Source organism: Planctomonas psychrotolerans (assembly GCF_008642235.1).
GTDB classification, from domain to species: domain Bacteria; phylum Actinomycetota; class Actinomycetes; order Actinomycetales; family Microbacteriaceae; genus Planctomonas; species Planctomonas psychrotolerans.
This window is the reverse complement of sequence record NZ_SJEV01000001.1, coordinates 659,701-679,959: the sequence shown is the minus strand read 5'-3', so window position 1 is coordinate 679,959 and position 20,259 is coordinate 659,701. Positions and strand designations below refer to the sequence as shown.

19 protein-coding genes are annotated in these 20,259 nt (G+C 70.3%); 12 read left to right on the top strand and 7 right to left on the bottom strand.

Annotation, left to right across the window (positions count from 1 at the left end; all coding sequences use genetic code 11):
* Window positions 1-64 precede the first annotated feature (64 nt).
* From EY822_RS02980 to ahcY, 4 genes are all read left to right on the top strand, one after another.
* Window positions 65-346 carry a metal-sensitive transcriptional regulator gene (locus EY822_RS02980; protein WP_150306913.1) on the top strand — a complete coding sequence of 94 codons (282 nt, stop codon included), beginning with the start codon at window positions 65-67 and terminating at the stop codon, window positions 344-346.
* Between the two features lie 35 nt (window positions 347-381).
* Window positions 382-600 (top strand): heavy-metal-associated domain-containing protein, encoded by a 219-nt coding sequence (locus tag EY822_RS02975; protein WP_150306912.1) that lies wholly within the window; start codon window positions 382-384, stop codon window positions 598-600.
* Window positions 597-2,906, top strand: coding sequence for a heavy metal translocating P-type ATPase (locus EY822_RS02970; protein ID WP_406609864.1), 2,310 nt, complete (start codon window positions 597-599; stop codon window positions 2,904-2,906). The genes EY822_RS02975 and EY822_RS02970 overlap by 4 nt, the downstream gene beginning before the upstream one ends.
* A gap of 65 nt (window positions 2,907-2,971) precedes the next feature.
* A complete protein-coding gene (ahcY, locus tag EY822_RS02965; protein ID WP_150306911.1) occupies window positions 2,972-4,456 on the top strand; it encodes an adenosylhomocysteinase in 1,485 nt (494 codons plus the stop codon).
* Between the two features lie 42 nt (window positions 4,457-4,498).
* Here ahcY and EY822_RS02960 read toward each other — a convergent pair whose 3' ends face one another.
* Complete coding sequence (locus EY822_RS02960) at window positions 4,499-4,840, bottom strand: YciI family protein (protein WP_150306910.1); 342 nt, start codon at window positions 4,838-4,840, stop codon at window positions 4,499-4,501.
* Window positions 4,841-4,998: 158 nt separating this feature from the next.
* Between EY822_RS02960 and EY822_RS02955 the strand changes: the two genes are divergently transcribed.
* On the top strand, window positions 4,999-5,331 hold the full coding sequence (locus tag EY822_RS02955; protein WP_150306909.1) for a YciI family protein: 333 nt from the start codon (window positions 4,999-5,001) through the stop codon (window positions 5,329-5,331).
* Window positions 5,316-6,551, top strand: coding sequence for an RNA polymerase sigma factor (locus EY822_RS02950; RefSeq protein ID WP_227496975.1), 1,236 nt, complete (start codon window positions 5,316-5,318; stop codon window positions 6,549-6,551). Before EY822_RS02955 ends, EY822_RS02950 begins: the two co-directional genes overlap by 16 nt.
* A gap of 68 nt (window positions 6,552-6,619) precedes the next feature.
* Here the strand turns inward: EY822_RS02950 and EY822_RS02945 are convergent, their stop codons facing one another.
* On the bottom strand, window positions 6,620-7,486 hold the full coding sequence (locus EY822_RS02945) for an RDD family protein (protein WP_150306908.1): 867 nt from the start codon (window positions 7,484-7,486) through the stop codon (window positions 6,620-6,622).
* 17 nt (window positions 7,487-7,503) lie between these two features.
* Here EY822_RS02945 and EY822_RS02940 point away from each other — a divergent pair, with 17 nt between their 5' ends.
* Window positions 7,504-8,499 carry a stage II sporulation protein M gene (locus tag EY822_RS02940; RefSeq protein WP_150306907.1) on the top strand — a complete coding sequence of 332 codons (996 nt, stop codon included), beginning with the start codon at window positions 7,504-7,506 and terminating at the stop codon, window positions 8,497-8,499.
* Window positions 8,500-8,535: 36 nt separating this feature from the next.
* Here EY822_RS02940 and EY822_RS02935 read toward each other — a convergent pair whose 3' ends face one another.
* The 5 genes from EY822_RS02935 to EY822_RS02915 all read right to left on the bottom strand — a co-directional run bounded on the left by EY822_RS02935 (window position 8,536) and on the right by EY822_RS02915 (window position 14,206).
* Window positions 8,536-9,843, bottom strand: coding sequence for a DUF58 domain-containing protein (locus EY822_RS02935; RefSeq protein ID WP_150306906.1), 1,308 nt, complete (start codon window positions 9,841-9,843; stop codon window positions 8,536-8,538).
* Window positions 9,844-10,072: 229 nt separating this feature from the next.
* The gene (locus EY822_RS02930; RefSeq protein WP_150306905.1) at window positions 10,073-11,026 is read right to left on the bottom strand and encodes an AAA family ATPase; all 954 of its coding nucleotides are present in this window, start codon (window positions 11,024-11,026) and stop codon (window positions 10,073-10,075) included.
* Entirely contained in the window at window positions 11,023-12,312 is a 1,290-nt protein-coding gene (locus EY822_RS02925; protein WP_227496974.1) for a DUF4350 domain-containing protein, read from the bottom strand. The genes EY822_RS02930 and EY822_RS02925 overlap by 4 nt, the downstream gene beginning before the upstream one ends.
* On the bottom strand, window positions 12,309-12,968 hold the full coding sequence (locus EY822_RS02920) for a DUF4129 domain-containing protein (RefSeq protein WP_227496973.1): 660 nt from the start codon (window positions 12,966-12,968) through the stop codon (window positions 12,309-12,311). Before EY822_RS02920 ends, EY822_RS02925 begins: the two co-directional genes overlap by 4 nt.
* Window positions 12,959-14,206 (bottom strand): hypothetical protein, encoded by a 1,248-nt coding sequence (locus EY822_RS02915; RefSeq protein WP_227496972.1) that lies wholly within the window; start codon window positions 14,204-14,206, stop codon window positions 12,959-12,961. The genes EY822_RS02920 and EY822_RS02915 overlap by 10 nt, the downstream gene beginning before the upstream one ends.
* A 163-nt stretch (window positions 14,207-14,369) precedes the next feature.
* On the opposite strand from EY822_RS02915, the gene mtrA reads away from it, so the two are divergent.
* The 5 genes from mtrA to hpf all read left to right on the top strand — a co-directional run bounded on the left by mtrA (window position 14,370) and on the right by hpf (window position 20,140).
* Window positions 14,370-15,050 (top strand): MtrAB system response regulator MtrA, encoded by a 681-nt coding sequence (gene mtrA / locus EY822_RS02910; protein ID WP_150306901.1) that lies wholly within the window; start codon window positions 14,370-14,372, stop codon window positions 15,048-15,050.
* A gap of 24 nt (window positions 15,051-15,074) precedes the next feature.
* Window positions 15,075-16,745 (top strand): MtrAB system histidine kinase MtrB, encoded by a 1,671-nt coding sequence (gene mtrB, locus EY822_RS02905; RefSeq protein ID WP_227496971.1) that lies wholly within the window; start codon window positions 15,075-15,077, stop codon window positions 16,743-16,745.
* Complete coding sequence (locus EY822_RS02900; protein ID WP_150306900.1) at window positions 16,732-18,438, top strand: GerMN domain-containing protein; 1,707 nt, start codon at window positions 16,732-16,734, stop codon at window positions 18,436-18,438. The genes mtrB and EY822_RS02900 overlap by 14 nt, the downstream gene beginning before the upstream one ends.
* A gap of 170 nt (window positions 18,439-18,608) precedes the next feature.
* Window positions 18,609-19,343, top strand: a complete 735-nt coding sequence (locus tag EY822_RS02895) for a ComF family protein (protein WP_150306899.1) — start codon at window positions 18,609-18,611, stop codon at window positions 19,341-19,343.
* 134 nt (window positions 19,344-19,477) lie between these two features.
* The gene (gene hpf, locus EY822_RS02890; RefSeq protein WP_150306898.1) at window positions 19,478-20,140 is read left to right on the top strand and encodes a ribosome hibernation-promoting factor, HPF/YfiA family; all 663 of its coding nucleotides are present in this window, start codon (window positions 19,478-19,480) and stop codon (window positions 20,138-20,140) included.
* Window positions 20,141-20,259: the final 119 nt, after the last annotated feature.

The following is a 20,259-nucleotide window of genomic DNA, read 5'->3' as shown; positions in this document are numbered from 1 at the left end:
ACGGGCAACGAGGGCGGGTAGGGGAGGCGTACGTACCCCCACGGGGTATGGGTATACTATCGGCATGGTCGGATACACGGACTCCAAGGGCGACATCTTGAAGCGCCTCCGCCGCGCGGAGGGACAGGTGCGCGGCATCGAGCGCATGGTGGAGAACGACACCTACTGCATCGATGTGCTCACCCAGGTGTCCGCGGTGACGAAGGCGATGGAGAACGTGGCGCTCCTGCTGCTCGAAGACCACCTCGCGCACTGCGTGGCGGAAGCCACCCGCGAGGGTGGCTCGGTCGCCGACGACAAGGTGCGCGAGGCGTCCGCTGCCATCGCCCGTCTCGTCCGATCCTGACGTCCCCGCCTCCCCCTCACCTCGATCGGAGAATCATGACCACCACGGACTATGCCGTGACCGGAATGACCTGTGCGCACTGCGTGGCCGCCGTCGCCGAAGAGGTGAGCGCCGTACCGGGCGTCGAGGCGGTCGACATCGACCTCGTGATCGGCGGCGAATCGCGGGTCACCGTGACGAGCAGCACGGAACCCGACCGCGAGTCGATCGCCGCGGCCGTCGACGAGGCCGGATACGCCCTGGTGTCGTCGTGACCACCGCCCACTCGGGCGGGTCCGCGGCGAACGCCGTGGACCTCTTCATCGGCGGGATGACCTGCGCCTCCTGCGCTGCCCGGGTGGAGAAGAAGCTCAATCGGATGCCCGGGGTCGAGGCCTCGGTGAACTACGCCACCGAGAAGGCCAGGGTGCTGCTTCCGGCAGGGGTGACCGTCGACGACGCGATCGCGACGGTGTCCGCCACCGGGTACACCGCGGCGCTGCCCGCGGTGGCTGCTCCCGCCTCGGCACCGGTGCCGGATCGCGCACGCGAGCCCGGCACGGTCCCCGCATCCTCGGTCCCGGCACCGGTGCCTCCCCTTCCGTCCGCCAGTCCGCACGAGCGGTCGCTGCGCGAGCGCCTGACGGTGTCGGCGATCCTCACCCTTCCCGTGTTCCTGCTGTCGATGATTCCCGCGCTGCAGTTCGACAACTGGCAGTGGCTCGTACTCACGCTGGCCGCTCCCGTGGCGGTGTGGGGGGCCTGGCCCTTCCACCGTGCCGCCGCATTGAATGCGCGGCACGGCAGCGTGGGCATGGACACCTTGATCAGCATCGGGGTGTCGGCCGCGTTCGGCTGGTCGCTGTACGCGCTGTTCTTCGGTGACGCGGGCGCGACCGGGATGCGCATGACCACCCAGCTCTTCGGTTCGCCCGGATCCGGTTCTCATGAGATCTACCTCGAGGTCGCCGCCGCCGTCACCGTGTTCCTGCTCGCCGGCCGCTATGTGGAGGCGCGTGCCAAGTCGACGTCGGGCGCGGCGCTCCGGGCACTGCTCTCGCTCGGTGCGAAAGATGTCGTGCTGATGCGCGACGGGCGCGAGGAGCGGGTGCCGGTGGAAGCGGTTGCCGTCGGAAGCGAGTTCGTCGTGCGGTCCGGCGAGACGATCGCGACCGACGGCGTGGTGGTGCACGGCGCATCGGCCGTCGACGAGAGCATGCTCACGGGCGAGCCCGTTCCGGTGGAGGTGGGTCCGGGGGACGCCGTCACCGGCGGGACGATCCTGTCGGGTGGCCGGCTCCTGGTCCGCGCCACCCGGGTGGGCGGAGACACCCGGCTGGCCCAGATGGGACGCCTCGTGGAGGAGGCGCAGTCCGGCAAGGCGGAGGTGCAGCGTCTTGCCGATCGGGTATCGGCGGTCTTCGTGCCGATCGTGCTGCTGCTGGCCGCGGGCACTCTCGCCGGCTGGATGCTGGGGGGCGCCGGCGCGGAGTTCGCGTTCACCGCCGCCGTGGCGACCCTCATCATCGCCTGCCCCTGCGCGCTCGGGCTCGCCACCCCCACCGCCCTGCTCGTGGGCACCGGCCGCGGCGCGCAACTCGGCATCCTGATCCGCGGCCCGCAGGTGCTCGAGTCCACCCGGCGCATCGACACGGTCGTGCTCGACAAGACCGGCACGGTCACCACGGGCCGGATGACGCTCGACGCGGTGGAGGTCGCGGACGGGGAGGATGCGGACCTGTTCCTGCGCGTCGCGGCATCGCTCGAGGGGTATTCCGAGCATCCGATCGCCGCGGCCATCGCGCAGGCGGGGCGGGATCGGGTCGGGTCGCTCGACGCCGTGCAGGACTTCGCGTCGAGCCGAGGGCTCGGTGTGCGCGGCGTGGTGGACGGTCGGGTCGCGTCCGTCGGACGCCCCGGCTGGATGGCCGACAACGGATTCGTCCTCCCCGCGACCCTCGAGGCCGCGCGGGATCGACACGAGGCTGAGGGTCGCACCGTCGTGGCCGCGGGCTGGGAGGGCTCGGTGCGCGGCATCCTCGTGCTCTCCGACGCCGTGAAGCCCACGAGCGCGCAGGCGGTGGCGGAGCTGCACCGCATGGGGCTTCGCACGCTGCTGCTCACGGGCGACAACGAGCGCGCCGCCTCGGCGGTCGCCGCACGGGTGGGGATCGCGGACGTGATCGCCGGCGTGCTGCCCGAGGGCAAGCTCGACGCGGTGCGCCGGTTGCAGTCGTCCGGCGCCGTGGTGGCGATGGTGGGCGACGGGGTCAACGACGCAGCGGCCCTCGCCGCAGCCGATCTCGGCATCGCGATGGGGTCCGGCACGGATGCGGCGATCGAGGCGAGCGACCTCACCCTCGTCCGCGGCGACCTCACCTCCGTGCCGGAGTCGATCCGCCTGGCCCGGCGCACGCTCGGCACGATCAAAGGCAACCTGTTTTGGGCTTTCGCCTACAACGTGGCCGCGCTGCCCCTCGCCATGCTCGGCCTCCTCAATCCGCTCATCGCGGGCCTCGCCATGGCACTGTCGTCCGTTCTGGTGGTGCTCAACAGCCTCCGGCTGCGCCGCTTCCGCTGAGCCCCCGCAGGGTCGGCGAACGCGGGCCCGGACGGGGAACACGGGACCGGGTGGGACAATGGAGTATGACCCTCGCGCCCTCGTCCCCGCAGACCACTCTGTCGCACCGCGTCGCCGATCTCTCGCTCGCCGAGGCCGGCCGGCACCAGATCCGCCTCGCGGAGAACGAGATGCCCGGGCTGATGGCGTTGCGCGCGGAGTTCGCCGACGCGCAGCCGCTGGCCGGAGCCCGCATCGCCGGGTCGATCCACATGACCGTGCAGACGGCTGTGCTCATCGAGACGCTCGTGGCGCTCGGTGCCTCGGTCCGGTGGGCCAGCTGCAACATCTTCTCCACCCAGGACGAGGCGGCTGCCGCGGTCGTCGTCGGTACCGGCACGGTCGCGGAACCCGCAGGCGCCCCCGTCTTCGCGTGGAAAGGCGAGACGCTCGAGGAGTACTGGGAGTGCACCGAGCGGATCTTCGACTGGCGCGAGGAGGCCGCCGCGGCCGATGCCGACTGGTCCGGCCCGAACATGATCCTGGACGACGGCGGAGACGCCACGCTGCTCGTGCACAAGGGCCGGGAGTACGAACTCGCGGGTGCCGTGCCCGAGACCCCCGAGGATGCGAGCGAGGAGCTCGGAGTCATCCTCGGCACGCTGCGGCGGTCGCTCGCCGCGAGCGGGGACCGGTGGACGCGCATCGCGGCGGAGCTCCGCGGGGTGACCGAGGAGACCACCACGGGCGTGCACCGGCTCTACGAACTCGCCTCCGCGGGCACCCTGCTCTTCCCGGCCATCAACGTGAACGACTCGGTCACCAAGTCGAAGTTCGACAACCGGTACGGCATCCGCCATTCGCTGCCCGATGGCCTCAACCGCGCGACGGACATCCTCATCGGCGGGAAGGTCGCCTTCGTGGTCGGCTACGGCGACGTGGGCAAGGGTGCCGCGGAGGCGCTGCGGGGCCAGGGCGCCCGCGTGATCGTGAGCGAGATCGACCCGATCAACGCGCTGCAGGCGGCGATGGACGGCTACCAGGTCGCTCGCCTCGAGTCGGTGGTCGAGACGGTCGACATCTTCGTCACGGGAACCGGGAACTTCCAGGTCATCACCGTCGATCACATCCAGGCGATGAAGCACCTCGCCGTGATCGCCAACGTGGGCCACTTCGACAACGAGATCGACATGGCCGGGCTCGAGCGACTTCCGGGGGCGGAGAAGGTCGAGATCAAGCCGCAGGTGCACGAGTGGCGACTGCCCACCGGCCGATCCGTGCTCGTGCTGTCGGAGGGTCGACTGATGAACCTCGGCAACGCCACCGGTCACCCGAGCTTCGTCATGAGCGCGTCGTTCACCAATCAGGTGCTCGCGCAGATCGAACTGTGGGGCTCGCCGGAGAAGTACCCGACAGGTGTGTACGTGCTCCCGAAGTCGCTGGACGAGAAGGTGGCACGCCTGCATCTCGACGCTCTCGGCGTCGAGCTCACGAGCCTCACCCAACAGCAAGCCGAGTACATCGGTGTGAACGTCGATGGCCCGTACAAGGTCGAGCACTACCGCTACTGACGCTGCTCCACGGCCCCGCGCCGCGTGGCACGGGGCCGCGAGCTACGCGACGATCCTACGGACTTCGACGGTTCCGTAGCGCGCCTCCACGAATCGGGCGGCGATGGCGACCGCGCGGTCCTCGTCGCGGGCGTCGATCAGGTAGTACCCCCCGACCCATTCGGTCGTTTCGGCGTACGGTCCGTCGGTCACCGACAGGCCGCCGGCCGTCCGCACGACCTTGGCGTCCGGAACGGCGAGCTCATGGCTGCCGATCAGTTCGCCCGACGCGGTCAGCTCGCCGATCACCGTGCCGTGGGTGGCGTCGAGCTCGTCGAGGACTCCGTCGGCGATGATCGCGCGCTCGATCGCGTCGCTCATATAGATCAGGATCATGTACTTCATGGTCGACTCCTTGGGGTTGTCCGTCTCCCGGGCGACGCATGCCGACAGACCGGCAGGACATGTCGCATCTTTTTTGCCAGCAGGTGTCCTGATGTCAGGATCGTCCTCGTCGGTGTGATGCGCGACCCCGCGCACCACCGAAGAGAAGGAGCTCTCCGATGCAATACATGATGTTCGTCTGCACCGATTCCACCGCACCGGCGTACGACCCTGCCCAGGACAACATCGAGGAGTGGGCGAAGGAGGTCTACGACGGAGGCGTCGGAGTGCACGGCGACCGTCTGCGTCCGGCCGAGGACGCCACCACCGTGAAGGTGCGGGACGGCGAGCTCAGGGTCAGCGCCGGCCCGTTCGCCGAGACGACCGAGTGGATCGCCGGATACGACGTGATCGAGTGCGCCGACCTCGACGAGGCGATCGAGATCGCGTCGCGGCACCCGATGGCCAAGTTCGGGCAGATCGAGATCCGTCCGGCGTGGCCACTCGGGTAGCCGACGCGCTGGCACGGGCCTCGGCCGAGGAGACGGCCCGCATCGTCTCCACGGTGATCCGCATGACCGGGGACTTCGCGCTCGCCGAGGATTGCGTGCAGGACGCCTTCGCGAAAGCGCTCGTCGACTGGCCCGTGAACGGCATACCTGTGAACCCCGGGGCCTGGCTGACCACCGTGGCCAAGAATCGGGCGATCGACGTTCTGCGCCGGGCGGCGACGGAGTCCCGCGCGCTGCGGAGAGTGGCGGCCGAACCCGACGAGCCGGAACCGGACGGTCGCGAGGACGCCGGTCTCGACCCCGACGACCGGCTGCGCCTCATCTTCACGTGCTGCCACCCGGCGCTGCCGATGGACGCCCGGGTGGCCCTGACGCTCCGCACGGTCGCGGGTCTGTCGCCGGCTCAGATCGGCCGAGCCTTCCTGGTGACCGAGTCCACCATGGAGAAGCGCCTCGTTCGGGCGCGGGCGCGGATCCGGAACGCGGGCATTCCTTACCGGGTGCCACCGGCTCACCGGCTGCCGGAGCGCCGGGACGGTGTGCTGGCCGTGCTCTACCTTCTGTTCACCGAGGGGTACTCGGCGACGGGTGGGGACTCACTGGTGCGCCTGCCGTTGATCCGCGAGTCGATCCGGCTGGCGCGATTGCTCGTCGAATTGCTCCCCGCGGATGCCGAGGCGCGAGGTCTGCTCGCGCTTCTCCTGCTGCAGCACGCGCGAACCGCCGCGCGCACCGACGCGAATGGAGACGTGGTCACCCTGGAGCACCAGGACCGGTCGCTCTGGGATCGCGACGCGATCGGCGAGGCTCTGGACATCCTGCGCACGGCGCCACCGGATGCCGGGCGGTACGAGCTGCAAGCCCGCATCGCCGCCTGCCACGCCACCGCGCCGGATGCCGCGCACACCGACTTCGCGCGCATCGCGAGCCTGTACGGGCGGCTCGCGGTGATCACCGCATCACCGGTGGTGGAGCTCAACCGGGCCGTCGCGGTGGCGATGTTCCAGGGGCCGGATGCGGGGCTCGACCTCGTCGATGCCGTCGCCGCCGGTGGGGCACTCGACGGGTTCTACCTGCTGCCCGCCACCCGTGCCGATCTCCTGCGGAGAGTCGGTCGTCGTCGTGAGGCGTCGATCGAGTACGAGCGCGCCTGGGCGCTGGCCCCGTCCGAAGCCGAGAAGCGCTATCTGCGCAAGCGGATGGACGAGATGGAGCGCTGACGGTCGCCGGGCGCCTCGGAGGGTGTTGCGTGCTCCGGCATGCCGGGCCGCCGGGGGAGGGACCGACGTCATCGGTCGGGGAATGCGTGCGGGAGGCCGGTGAGCACCGGAGACAGCCGCGAGAGCCGCTCGCGTTCGAGCAGCAGCGCGGTGTAGTCGCGGTCGCGCCGGATGGCCGCTATCGCGGTGAGGAACGACTCGGCGTCGGTGTCGGGCAGGGGCGACACCCACGGCGACGCCTCGTGCGCGAGTTCGCGGGACAGGCGGGCCCGCGTGTCCGGCGTCATCCGGTCGGCCTGGCGAAGGAACGTCGAGATGCGACGGGACAGCCCGTCCGGCATGCGCGCCACGTCGGCGGTCCCGGCCCACTTCTGGAGCGGCTGCGGCACGACGAGCACGTGCTCCGGCACGCGCGGCACGCGCTCGTGCTGGCTGTAGGTTCCGGCCAGTAGATCGCCGAGCCGCTTCGCCCGCCCGCTCAGCAGTCCCACGACCGCGGCGAGCCCACCGAAGGTGAGGAACACCTCCAGCACACCCGTCAACGCACGGATGAACGCGTGCCGCAGGGTGATCGCCCCGCCGTCGTCGCGCACGATGCGCGCACCGATCGCCAGCTTGCCGAGGGAGCGGCCCGCCGACATGGTCTCGACCACCATCGGCACGATCACGACGGCGGTCACCAGGGCGGCGATGCTGAGCGTCGCGCCGATCGCATCGTCGAACGGCGCCCACTCGAAGAGCGCCCCGATGCCCAGCAGCAGAAGAAGCAGGAAGGCGACGTAGGCGAGCACATCGATGATCGCGCCGGCGGCGCGGAGCACGAAGCTCGCCGCCCGGACGTCGAGCGCGACCGCCTCCCCGATGACCAGTTCGTCGACGAGCTCGTCCGCGTGCTCGCCCGACGGGGTGGCCGGCGAGTCGTGGCGGGGCGACATGAATAGTATTCAAGCAGATGGATCTCGACGCCTATTCCGCCGCTCACCGCGATGAGTGGGACCGGCTTGCCGAGCTCGGCCGTGCCCGGCACTTCTCCGGTCGCGAGGCCGACGAGTTGATCGAGCGGTACCAGGCCGGCGCGACCCAGCTGTCCGCGATCAAGACCTCGGCCGGGTCGACGGCGCAGGGCGACCGGTTGTCCATTGCGCTCTCCCGCGCGCGCATGCGCTTCACCGGGGCGGGCGCGAACCTGTTCAGCCAGATTCCCCGCTTCTTCGGCGCCCAGCTTCCCGCGGCGCTCTACCAACTCCGTTGGCTCACGCTCGCGGTGGCGTTCGCGACCATCGTCATCTCGGCGATGTACGCGATCTGGGTGCTCGGCGACCCCCGCGTGCTCGCGAACCTCGGGTCCGAGGCGGATCTCGAACAGTACGCGAACGAGGAGTTCGTCAACTACTACAGCGAGAACCCGGCAGCGTCCTTCGCCGGGCAGGTGTGGACGAACAACGCCTGGATCGCCGCCCAGTGCATCGCATTCGGCGTGACCGGCGTCTGGGTGCCCTACATCATCTTCCAGAACGCGCAGGGGCTCGGCATCGCCATCGCCGTGCTCTTCTCCTACGGCGAGGGCGACACGTTCTTCCTCTACATCCTCCCGCACGGCCTCCTCGAACTCACGTCGGTGTTCGTCGCGGCCGCGGGTGGGCTGCGCATCTTCTGGGCCTGGGTGGCTCCGGGGGCCCGGACCCGCGGACAGGCCCTGGCGGAAGACGCACGCGCGCTGTTCACCGTCGCGATCGGGCTGGTGTTCGCCCTGCTCGTCTCCGGGTTGATCGAGGGGTTCATCACGCGGCAGCCCTGGCCGTGGCCGATCAAGATCGGCATCGGCGCCCTGGCGCTCGCGGCCTTCCTCGCCTACATGCTCATCCTTGGTCGGCGAGCGGCGCGGGCGGGCGAGACGGGGGACCTCCTCGAGTTCGAGGCCGGGTCGCGACGCCTCATCGCCGGCTGAGGTCGACGCCTGCCGCGGGTCGACGCGTGTCGCGCGTCATAGCCGACCGGCGGCCTTCAACGCGAGATACCTGTCGGCGAGCGCGGGAGGCAGGTCGGCGGGCGACGCGGTCACGACGTCAGCGCCGAGGTGACGGATGGCGGCCGCGACCCGCGCGGTGTCGAGGAGGGCCCGTTCCGCGGCGGCGGCGCGGTAGACGGTCTCCCGGTCGTTCCGTACCCGGGTACTCGCCAACACATCCGGATCGGTGACGGAGGCCACCACGACCATGTGCCGACGGGTCAACTGGGGGAGCACCGACAGCAGAGCACGCGAACTTCCCGCGGCGTCGATCGAGGTGAGCAGCACCACGAGCGATCTCTGGCTGGTGACTGATCGAACGAGCGCGGGAGCGGCGGTCCAGTCCATCTCGAGCAGCTCCGGATCGATCGGTGCCAAAGCATCCACCATTCGCGAGAGCAGCTCGGCTCCGGTAGCGCCCTGCACCCGGGCCCGCACGCGCCGATCGTAGGCGAGCAGGTCCACGCGGTCCCCGGCGCGGGTGGCCAGCGCGGCGAGCAGCAGCGACGCCTCGAACGCCGTGTCGATGCGGGGTTCATCGCCCACCCGGGCGGCGGAGGTGCGACCGGTGTCGATGAGCACGACCACCCGCCGGTCGCGTTCCGGCCGCCACGTGCGCACCATGACGTCGTTGCGCCGAGCCGTGGCCCGCCAGTCGATCGAGCGCACGTCATCGCCGCGCACGTACTCCCGCAGGCTGTCGAATTCGGTGCCCTGACCCCGGATCTGCACGCTGGTGCGGCCGTCGAGCTCGCGCAGCCGCGCAATCCGGGACGGCAGGTGCTTGCGGGAGGTGAACGGCGGCAGCACGCGCAGCACGCCCGGTGCCAGCAGGGTGGCCTGCCGCGCCCACAGGCCGAGTGGTCCGATCGAGCGCACCGTCGCGGATGTGACCCGGCGCTCACCACGGCGGAACGGGGTGAGCTGAAGCTCGACCCGTCGACGCTCGCCCGGCGGTATGCGGACCGGGATACGACTCGACGACGCGCCGGCCGAGGGTGCCCAGCCGTCGCGGACCCGACCCCGCAAAACGCGGGCCCCGTGGTTCGTGACGTAGAGCTCCGACGTCGCGGTCTCTCCGAGGCGCACCCGTGCGGGCAGGTTCCGTTCGAGTGCCACCGCTCGCGGGGACGCCGCGAGTCCGAGATCCACCAGTCCGAGTGCCACGGAGAGCACCAGCCAGCCGAGCAGCACCGCAACGGCGACACCGTCATCGTTCCCGAGCAGCACCAGGGGCACGGCACCGAGCGCGAGGAGCACCACGAAGCGTCCGGTGACGGTCATCGCGGGCTCCTCTCGGGTCGGACGGAATGCGGGCGGTGCGGCGAGGTGTGCGTCCCTTCGACAGGCTCAGGGACCGTAACGTGCTCAGGGACCGTAATGTGCTCAGGGACCGTAACGGGCTCAGGGAGCGTGACGGGCGTCCCTTCGACAGGCTCAGGGAGCGTGTCGGGCTCAGGGACCGTAACGGGCCCAGGCGCCGGGACGGGTGCGTGGACCGGAGGGACGGGGATCAGATCGGCACCTGCACCTGCGACAGGATCGACCGCAGGATCGCGTCGACCGACACGCCCTCCAGCTCCGCCTCCGGGCGCAGCTGAATGCGGTGCCGCAGCACGGGCAACGCCATCTCCTGGATGTGATCCGGGGTGATCGCGTCGAAACCGCTGAGCCACGCCCACGCCTTGGCCGCGGCCAGCAGGGCCGTCGACCCGCGAGGCGATACCCCGAGCTTCACCGATGGGGATGCCCGGGTGGCCCGCGCGAGGTCGACGGCGTAGGCGATCACATCCGGGCTCGCCCCCACGAGCGCCACCGAGTGCTGGGCGCGGGCGAGGTCATCGGCTGTGAGCACCGGCGTGACGCCCGCAGCACCGAGGTCACGCGGGCTGAAGCCCGACGCGTGGCGACGCAGCACCTCGATTTCGGCATCCCGCGGCGGCAGGTCGAGCACCAGCTTCAGCAGGAATCGGTCGAGTTGCGCCTCGGGCAGCGTGTACGTGCCCTCGTACTCGATCGGGTTCTGCGTCGCCGCCACGAGGAAGGGCTCGGGCAGGCGGAGGGACTCGCCGTCCACCGACACCTGTCGTTCCTCCATGGCCTCCAGCAATGCGGACTGGGTCTTCGGTGGGGTGCGGTTGATCTCATCGGCGAGCAGCACGTTGGTGAACACGGGGCCGCGCCGGAAGGAGAAGTCCCCGCTCTTCGCGTCGTAGACCAGGGAACCCGTGACGTCTCCCGGCATGAGGTCGGGCGTGAACTGCACGCGTTTGGTGTCGAGGCTCAGGGCGGCGCTCAGTGACCGCACCAGGAGCGTCTTCGCCACACCGGGCACGCCCTCGAGCAGCACGTGGCCGCGGGCCAACAGGGCGATGATGAGGCCGGTCACGGCCCCGTCCTGACCCACCACGGCTTTCCCCACTTCGGATCGCAGGTCGGCGAGCTTCTGGCGGAGTTCGTTCGTCATGTCGGTCTACTTCCTGTCGGATCGACGGCGCTCTTCACGGCCGCCTCCAGTGTGCTGAGTCGGTCGGAAAGGGAGACGAGGTCGCGGTCGGTGCGGGGCAGCTCGCCGATCAGAACCGCGTGCACGTCTGCGGGCTGCATCCCGGTGGCGGCGGCGCACGCCGCGACCACCTCATCGACGGATGCCGTGCGGGCGAGACGCAGTGCCGTGGCGATGCGCGAGATGGTACCGATGCGAAGGGCGTCGAGGGCGCGGCCCCGCGCCGACACTCTGCCGTAGAGCCGGGCGCGACCCTCCACCGTCTCGCTCGCACGCACGATCACAGGCAGGTTCTCGATCACCAGAGGACCGAAACGGCGACCGCGCCAGATCGCGGCGGCGAGGGTGACAACCAGGGCGAGCAGGATGAGGGGCGTGACCCACCCGGGCGTCAGTTCCCCGAGCGGGGGCGGCCCGGTGATCTCCACATCGCCCAGGGTGGGGATGTACCAGACGAGGGTGTTCGAGGAACCGAGCAGTCCGAGCGCCAGGGCCGCGCTGCCGCGTTCGATCACCCCGTCGTTCGTGAGCAGCGGATCACCATCGACCACCGTGACGCTCCGGCCGCCCGATTCCACCCGCACCAGTGCGAAGGCCTCGTCGGCCACTCCGAAGCAGGTGTCGACCCGAGCGTCGTCACCGAGCGTCGCGTCGTCGACCCGATAGGTTCCCGTGTCCTCGGCCGGAAGAGTGCGCGCGGCGCTCGCCACGGGGAGCGCGCACCCGGCGGCGATGGCGGTGTCGGTTCCCGCCCCGCCCGCGAGCAGCACCCCCGGTGCGAGCTCGGCGAGTGCCGTGAAATCCGGGTCCACCAGCACCAGGTCGTCGGCGAGGTCGCCGACCTGGTCGAGTCGGTCGTCGGCGAGCAGGCCGTCCGCGTCGTAGAACAGCACGGTGGTGTCGGCGGCGTCCGCCACGGCATCCCGCGCCTCCTCGAGCGTGCCCGCGGTCCGCACGTCGATGCCCCGCGACTCGAGCACCTCCGCCACCGCCATGCCGCCTCGCGGCGCCGGATTGTCCGCCTCGAGCACGCCGCCGATCGCCCCGCCCGCGCCCCGGAGCAGCACCCCGAGCACTACGACGAGGAGCAGCAGGAACGCGAAGACGGTCCAGAAGCTGCCCCGCCGGAGCACCCCCCGCACGGTCGGTGTCGTCGCCCGCGCCGTGGTCGGTTCCGGGTCTGCGTCCACCGTGCTCGATCCCCCGCTCGGTCCCGTGATCGGCGGCATCCGCGTCGCATCGCTCACGCGGAAGCGCCGGCCGGCTCGAGGGTGGAGGGCCGCGCGGCGCGCAGACCGCGTTCCAGATCGACCAATTCGTCGTACTGCTCGCGCGTTCCGTCCCGGTCGAGGTAGCGAACCCCGTCGAAGACCGTGGCCGCCTCCGCGAGACGGGTGGATTCGGTCGGGAATGCGAGCCCCGCGCGCCGGGCGAAGTCGCGGGCGGTGGTTCCGGGGGTCACACTCACCACCGTGCGCTCCGCCATGCTACGCGCGAGGGCGCGGAAGAGGTCCTCGATGGCGGCGGTGTAGTCCCCCGCCGCTGCAGCGCCGGACGCGGACTGCCGCAGTCGGGCGGCGGAGCGGTCGTCGTCGGCGCCGAAGAGGGACCCGGTCGCGGTGCTCCGCCGGTTGAGGCGCGGACGGCCGAAGATGAGAAACGCGGCCACGATGATCCCGATGGCGGCGATCACGATGAGGGCGGGCACGATGTTCGGCACGGAACCGTCCCCGCCCTCGAAGAGGCTGACGAACCAGTCCCCGACGGCCTGGGCCACTGTGTCGAACAGGGTCGGCCGGGCTGCGGCGTAGGACGGCTTCGACAGCTCGTCGAGCAGCCAGTCGCGTGCCTCCTCGGCATCCGGCTCCAACGGAGCCGCACGAAGCGCCCCGGCTAGGCCCACGGCGATCCGCTCGGATTCTCGGCGGCGGCCTGGGCGGTGCTCCCGTACGGGTCATCGAGATCAGCGGCCGCCCCCCTGGCGGCGCGGTGCTCGACGAAGCGCACGAGTGCGAGATCGAGCCCCTCCTTGCGCATGCGCAGGTCGATGTAGACGAGCGCCGCGCACGCGGACTGCGCCACCGCGGCGATCGCGCCGAACACGACCGTGACGAGGAGGAGCACCCCGTTCAGGGCGAGGTACGGTCCGAGATCCGCCGCCTCGGGCTCGGCGACCTCGGTGGGGAACAACAGCGATGAACCGACGCCGAAGATGAGCGTGATCGGCGTCGCCACGATCTGCGTCGCCACCTGCATGATGACGCTCACGAGCAGCTGCACACCGAGCGTGCGCCAGAAGTACCCGTTGGTCAGCCGCCAGGAGCGTCGCATGGCGGTGAACACCCGCGCGCGCTCGAGCACGATGATGCTCGGCACCAGGGACAGCTTGGTGAACAGCCAGAAGAACAGCACGACGAGACCCAGGCTGCCCAGCACACCCAGGATGATCCCGACGGCGATGAGGGCATCGCCCTGCAGGATCAGCAGCGCGACGGCGACCCCGACGACACCCACCGCGACCACCACCGCGGTTGCGTAGAGCAGGGTCCACAGGATGAGGGGGCCGAGTCGACGCCAGGCTCGCCGCCACAGAGCGCCGAGCGTGAGCTTCTCGCCCAGAGTTCCGCGGGCGACCTCCAGCACGATGATGCCCTGCAGCAGTGCGGTGGCGGCGAAGGAGAGCACGACGGCCACGAGGCCGGAGAGGATGATCGCGGCGATCCCGCCGGCCACGACGGCACCTTCCTCCTCCGGCGTGGCGCTCGTCATGCGGCTGACGGCGAAGAACGTGACGACGCCCACCACGAGGATGGTGACGAGCACCACCAGGGCCTGAATCAGCAGGGCGCTGCCGAACGATGCCTTGGGATTGCGGCGAAGCACCTGAAAAGAGGAACCGAGCAGCGTGCCGAAGCCGAGCGGCCGAAGGGGAACGAGTCCCGGCTTCGGCGGCGGAGTCCACGCTGTGCCGGGTCCGGACGACGGGCCCTGCATCCCGGGCATCGGTGCGGGCGCGGGCGCGGGTGCGGACTGCGGTGCGGCGTGGTCGGCGGGCCGGGAGCCGTCAAGAGGGGAGAAGGATGGTCGCCCGGGATCGTCGCCCGCGGATCCGGGAGCCTGCCAGGAGGAGTTGTCCGTCACGCTCCACAGCTTTTCACAGCGTGAGGAGAAAAACCTCCCGTGGGCCCGGTGTCCGCCGGATGGGGGCGCCGGGCGAATCGGCGCGGGGGTGCTTGTCGCTACGGTCGCGACTGCCCCGCGTCGGCTAGCCTTCATACAGGTACGCAACGGAGACAACGGAGCCATGACGACTCGCATTCTGGTAGTGGACGACGACACCGCGCTCGCCGAGATGATCGGTATCGTGCTCCGCACCGAGGGTTTCGACCCCAGCTTCTGCGCCGATGGGTCCGAGGCGAGGGACGTCTTCCGTGCCACGAAGCCCGATCTGGTGCTTCTCGACCTCATGCTGCCCGGGCTCGACGGCATCCAGGTGTGCAGCCAGATCCGGGCGGAGTCCGGCACGCCCATCATCATGCTCACGGCCAAGTCCGACACGGCGGACGTGGTGAAGGGTCTCGAGTCCGGTGCCGACGACTACATCGTCAAACCCTTCAACCCCAAGGAACTCGTCGCCCGCATCCGCACCCGGCTCCGTCCGACACCGGCCGGCAGCTCGGACGTGCTGCAGGTGGGCGACCTAGAGATGGACGTCTCCGGGCACGAGGTGCGCCGCGGCACCGACAAGATCAACCTCACCCCGCTCGAATTCGACCTGCTGCTGGCGCTCGCCTCGAAGCCGCAGCAGGTGTTCACCCGCGAGATGCTGCTCGAACAGGTGTGGGGCTACCACTACAAGGCAGACACCCGACTCGTGAATGTGCACGTGCAACGGCTCCGCGCCAAGGTCGAGCACGACCCCGACAACCCGAAGATCGTGATGACCGTGCGTGGCGTGGGATATCGAGCGGGAGCGGCCGCGTAGGCATGGCATGAACGAGCCCTGGCGGTGACCCCGCAACGGTGGCAATCCCAGCTCGAGTCGACCGGGCTGGTCGACTGGCGAAGCTGGCCGAGGCGTGTTCTGCGGCTCTGGCGGGTGTCGCTGCAATTCCGCACCGTCGTGCTCACGGTAACCCTCTCCAGCTTCACCATCCTCCTCACCGGGGGCTACATGTCGTCCAGCATCGCGAACGACCTGTTCCAGTCCCGACTCGACACGGTGCTCGCCCTCTCCGAGCGAGCCACCGCGCAGGCGCAGACCCAGTTCGACTCGGCCGCGTCCTCCGACGAGGCGATCCTCAACCAGGTGCGCGGACAGGCCCTCAGCGGCATCAGCCAGATCACCACCGGCCAGGCGGACTTCGCGCTGCTCGGCTATCCGGGCGGCAGCGGCCTGCTGCAGAACACCACGAGCCGGGACTTCGTCGGTGACGTGATCAGCCCCCAGTTGCGCGAACAGGTGCGCGATGAGAGCGAGCGGTTGCACTATCAGTCCGTGTCGCTGCAGCGGGAGGAGGGCGGGTCCGACCCGGGCGTGGTGGTCGGATCGACCGTGAGCGTGCCCACCGCCGGCAACTACGAGCTGTACCTCATCTACAACCTCCGCGACGTGCAGCAGACCCTGAGCTTCGTGCAGGGCACCATCGCGGTGGGCGGCATCGCGTTGCTCGCGCTCATCGTGGTGATCACCTGGCTCGTGGTGCGCCTGGTGGTGGCGCCGATCCGCATCGCGGCCGAGACGAGCCAAAAGCTCGCCGCCGGTCAACTGGAGGAACGCATCCCCGAGCACGGTGAAGACGTGATCACGACCCTCGCCCGCTCCTTCAACGGCATGGCCGACAGCATGCAGAAGCAGATCACCCAGCTCGCCGACCTGTCGCGGTTGCAGCAGCGCTTCGTCTCCGACGTGTCGCACGAGCTGCGGACGCCTCTCACCACCATCCGGCTCGCGAGCGGGATGCTCTACGACCAGCGCCACTCGTTCGAGCCGTCGACGGCTCGCAGCGCCGAGCTTCTGCACACCCAGACGGAGCGCTTCGAGATCCTGCTGGCCGACCTGCTCGAGATCAGCCGGTTCGACGCGGGTGCCGTGCAGATCGTGACCGAGCCGACGAACCTCGTGCGGCTGGCCGAGGACGCGGTGGACGAGTTGGCGACGCTCGCTGCTCAGAAGGGCTCCGAGCTGCGCATCGTGGCGCCCGGGGGGTACTTCGACGCCGAGATCGACGGGCGCCGCATCCGTCGCATCATCATCAATCTGCTGGGCAATGCCATCGACCACGGCGAGGGTCGACCCATCATCGTGACCGTCGACAGCAACGAGACCGCCGTCGCGCTTTCCGTGCGCGATTACGGGGTGGGGATGACCCAGGACCAGGTGGACCGGGTGTTCGACAGGTTCTGGCGGGCCGACTCCTCTCGGCAGCGCACGACCGGCGGAACCGGCCTCGGCCTCGCCATCGCGAGCGAGGACGCCATCCTGCACGGGGGCTGGCTGGAAGCATGGTCGCGTCCCGGCCAGGGATCATGCTTCCGACTTACACTGCCGAGGGTGCACGGGCGACCGCTGACCGTGTCCCCTCTGCCGCTGACCCCGGAGGATGCGGAGGAGCCGCTGTCCGTGGACGCCGGGATCCCGCTCGACCCCGCATCGGAGGTGCCCCGTGCCGACGACTGACCGAATCCGCCGCGCCCGCGCGAAGGCTCGCGCCAGAGCCGCGGGCATGGCCGCGCTCGTGCTGCTGGCCGTCTCGGGCTGCGTGGCCATCCCCACGTCGGGCAGCGTGACCGTGGGACGGGAGCCCGCCGACGACGTGGAACCCGAGCTCGTGTTCCAGCCGAGCGGTCCGGGTCCGGACGCCACGCCCGAGGACATCATCCGCGGCTTCGTGCAGGCGGCGATCGGTCCGCAGAACTCCTACGAGGTGGCCCGGAAGTTCCTCGTCCCGGGCCTCGCCGAGGACTGGGACCCGAACGAGCGGGCACTCATCCGGGCGGGACAGCAATCCGTGGTCGTGGTGGGCGAGAACTCCTACGAACTGGCGTTCACCGCGATCGCGACCGTGGACGAGACGGGTCTTTACACCCCGCTGCAGGAGCCCACCCCCACCCGCGTCGGCTTCACCCTGGTGGAGAACGACGGCCAGTGGCGCATTGCGGACACCGGGGACGGCATTGTGCTCACCGAGCAGTACTTCAACGACATCTTCGAGCCCTACCCGCTGTACTTCTTCACACCGGGCTACTCCCACCTCGTGCCGGATCTGCGGTGGTTCCCGAGCATCGCGACCACGAGCACGCGGCTCGTGCGCGAACTCCTCGCCGGGCCGAGCGAGTGGATGCAGCCGCCCGCCGTGGTGACGGCCTTCCCCGAGGGCACCGAGGTTTCGCTCGTCGAGGTGGAATCCGGTCGCGCGCTCGTCGATCTGTCGAGTGAGGCGCGGGCAGAGCGGATCAGCATGCAGCGGATGAAACTGCAGCTGTCGTCGTCGCTGGCCAGTGTGCCGAGCATCCAGAGCGTGAGCGTGAGTATCGACCGCACGCCGACCACGATCGAGGACCTCGGCAGCGCCGGGCCGGTCGTCGATCCTCAGGTGAACGGTTCGCCCCTCGTGGTGGCGGACGGCGTGTTCGGGTTCGCGAGCAATGGAGCGGTCGAACCGCTTCCCGGGCTGGGTCAGCACGTCGCCGATCTCGCGCCGACCGCGATCACCCTGAGCAGCAACGAGTCGCTCGCCGCCGTGCTCAACCCCGCGGGGGTGTGGGCGGTTCGCGACGCCGAGGAGCCGGTACTGCTCGACGCCCGCGTCGGACTCGTACCACCGTCGATCGACACCGCCAACTACGTGTGGTCGATCCCGCGCGAGTCATCATCGGAGATCTATGTCTTCAGCCCGGGCGGGGAGTCCAGCCCGGTCGCAGCCACGTGGGGCGAGGGCGGAACGGTCGTGTCCATGGACGTGTCGCGAGACGGCGCCCGGCTCCTGGTGCTGCTGGATTCCGGCCAGGGTCCGCGCATGATCGCCGCGTCCATCGTGCGCGACGACGCTGGCACCCCGGTGCGGCTCACGTCGCCCGTGCTCGAGCTCGCGGTCGTACCCGGTGAGCCCGTCGACGCCACCTGGGTCGACGACATCACCGTCGCGTCGCTCACGCGGCCCGTCGGGGGCGGGGATGCGGTGGTCGTGCTACAGCGTGTCGGTGGCCAGAGCGAGGAGCTCGGCGCCGTTGCCGGTGGCGTGCGGATCGTCGGCGGCAACGGGCGGTCGAACCTTCGCGTACTCACCGCGACCGGAGAGGTGCAGGTGCCGCGGGGGAGCGGCTGGCAGCGCACCGGTATCAACGTCTCGGTCCTGGCGACCCAGCGCTGACCGGCCGCCGGGCGCTGCCCTGGCCGCCGGGCGCTGCCCTGGCCGGCGGGTACTCGCTAGGACTCGCGGTGACGGGATCCGAGTCCTCCCCAGACGGCGGGCGCGTCCGGTCACCACCCGTTTTCGCCGTCGCGTGCCCCAGAAGGCGCGTCGACGGGGACGATGGCCGCATGTTCCCCGCCCTGACCGAGGCCTGGTCGCTCGCCCTGGCGGTGCTGCTCCCCACCGAGTGCGCCGCCTGCGGCGAGCCGGACCGCGCCGTGTGCGCCGGATGCGCCGCGACCCTTCGCGGTGTGCCGCGGCTTCACCGCATCGCACCCGACGGCGACCCCGACCGCGATGGCGACCGCGATGACGACCGCGATGGCGACGGCGACGGCGACCGCGATGGTGATGCGCTGACGGTGTGGTCATCGCTCGACTACGCCGGCGTGGTGCGGGACCTGCTGGTCGCCCTCAAGGAACGCAACCGCACCGATGTCGCACCGGCCCTCGCACCCGCGCTCGCCGATTCCCTCGCGTCGGCGTGCGCGGGCCTGCCCGCCCCGGACGGCCGTGTCGAACTGTTGTCGATGCCGGTGTCCCGGGCGTCGGCACGGGCCCGTGGTTACGATCCCGTCCGGCTCCTCCTCGCGCGCATACCCGGTGCACCGCCTGCGGCGCGGCCGCTGCGCTTGGTGCGTCAACCGCGCGATCAGGCGGGCCTCGGCGCCGGTGCCCGCGCGGCGAACCTCCGCGGCGTCATGCGGTCGCGACGCGATTTGACCGGTCGTCGGTTCCTGCTCGTGGACGACGTGCTCACCACCGGCGCGACGCTCCGCGAGGCGCATCGGGCGGTGCGCGAGGCCGGCGGAGAGGTCGTTTCCGCCGCCACTCTGGCGTTCACACCGCGCCGCCGGCCGTGACATCGACCACGACACGCCCCGGTCAATGTCGACAGTGACACAGGCGAGGCGCGGGGTTACGGTGGGACGAAAGGCGTCGACGATCGCCCTCTCGAGATCTTCTGGGCGATCCGCCTTCGAACTGAGAGGTCGATATGGAAATCAACATCACCGGACGCAACGCGGAGATCACCGATCGATTCCGCGTCTATGCAACGGAGAAGGCCGAGAAGATCGCCCAGTTGGCCGACAAGGCCATTTCCCTCGAGATCCGGGTCTCCCGGCACAACGAGAAGTCGGGCGGCACGAGCGGCGACGACCGCGTCGAACTCACCCTGGTGGGCCCCGGGCCCGTCGTCCGAGCCGAATCGAGCGCGTCCGACAAGTTCGCGGCTTTCGATCTCGCCATCGGCCGCATGCTCGAGCGCGTGCGCCGGGCCAAGGACCGCAAGAAGATCCACCGTGGGCAGCACCGCCCGCAGTCGCTGCAGGAAGCCGCCACCGATGGCTTCCGCGGCATCGACCTGAACCCCGCCGACGCGGAACTCATCGAGCGGGTCAACGGGGCGAGCGTCGCCCCCTCCGAGCAGCAGACGGACGAGGAGGAGAGCTACTCTCCCGTGGTCGTGCGCACCAAGGTGTTCCCGTCGCAGTCGATGACCACCTCGGAAGCCGTCGACCACATGGAGCTCGTCGGGCACGCGTTCTTCCTCTTCATCGACGCAGAGACCGATCGTCCGAGCGTCGTGTACCGCCGACAGGGCTGGGACTACGGCGTGATCGGCCTCGACGACACCGTCGGAGCCGCCGCCCGCTAACGGGGTCGCCGCTCGCTGCCCCCGCCGCGCCACCGGCGCACGCCGACGGATTCCGACCGGGCGTCGGACGGCAACGCGGAAGCAGCAGCGTTTGACGAAAGGGGGTCGCTCCGGCGGCC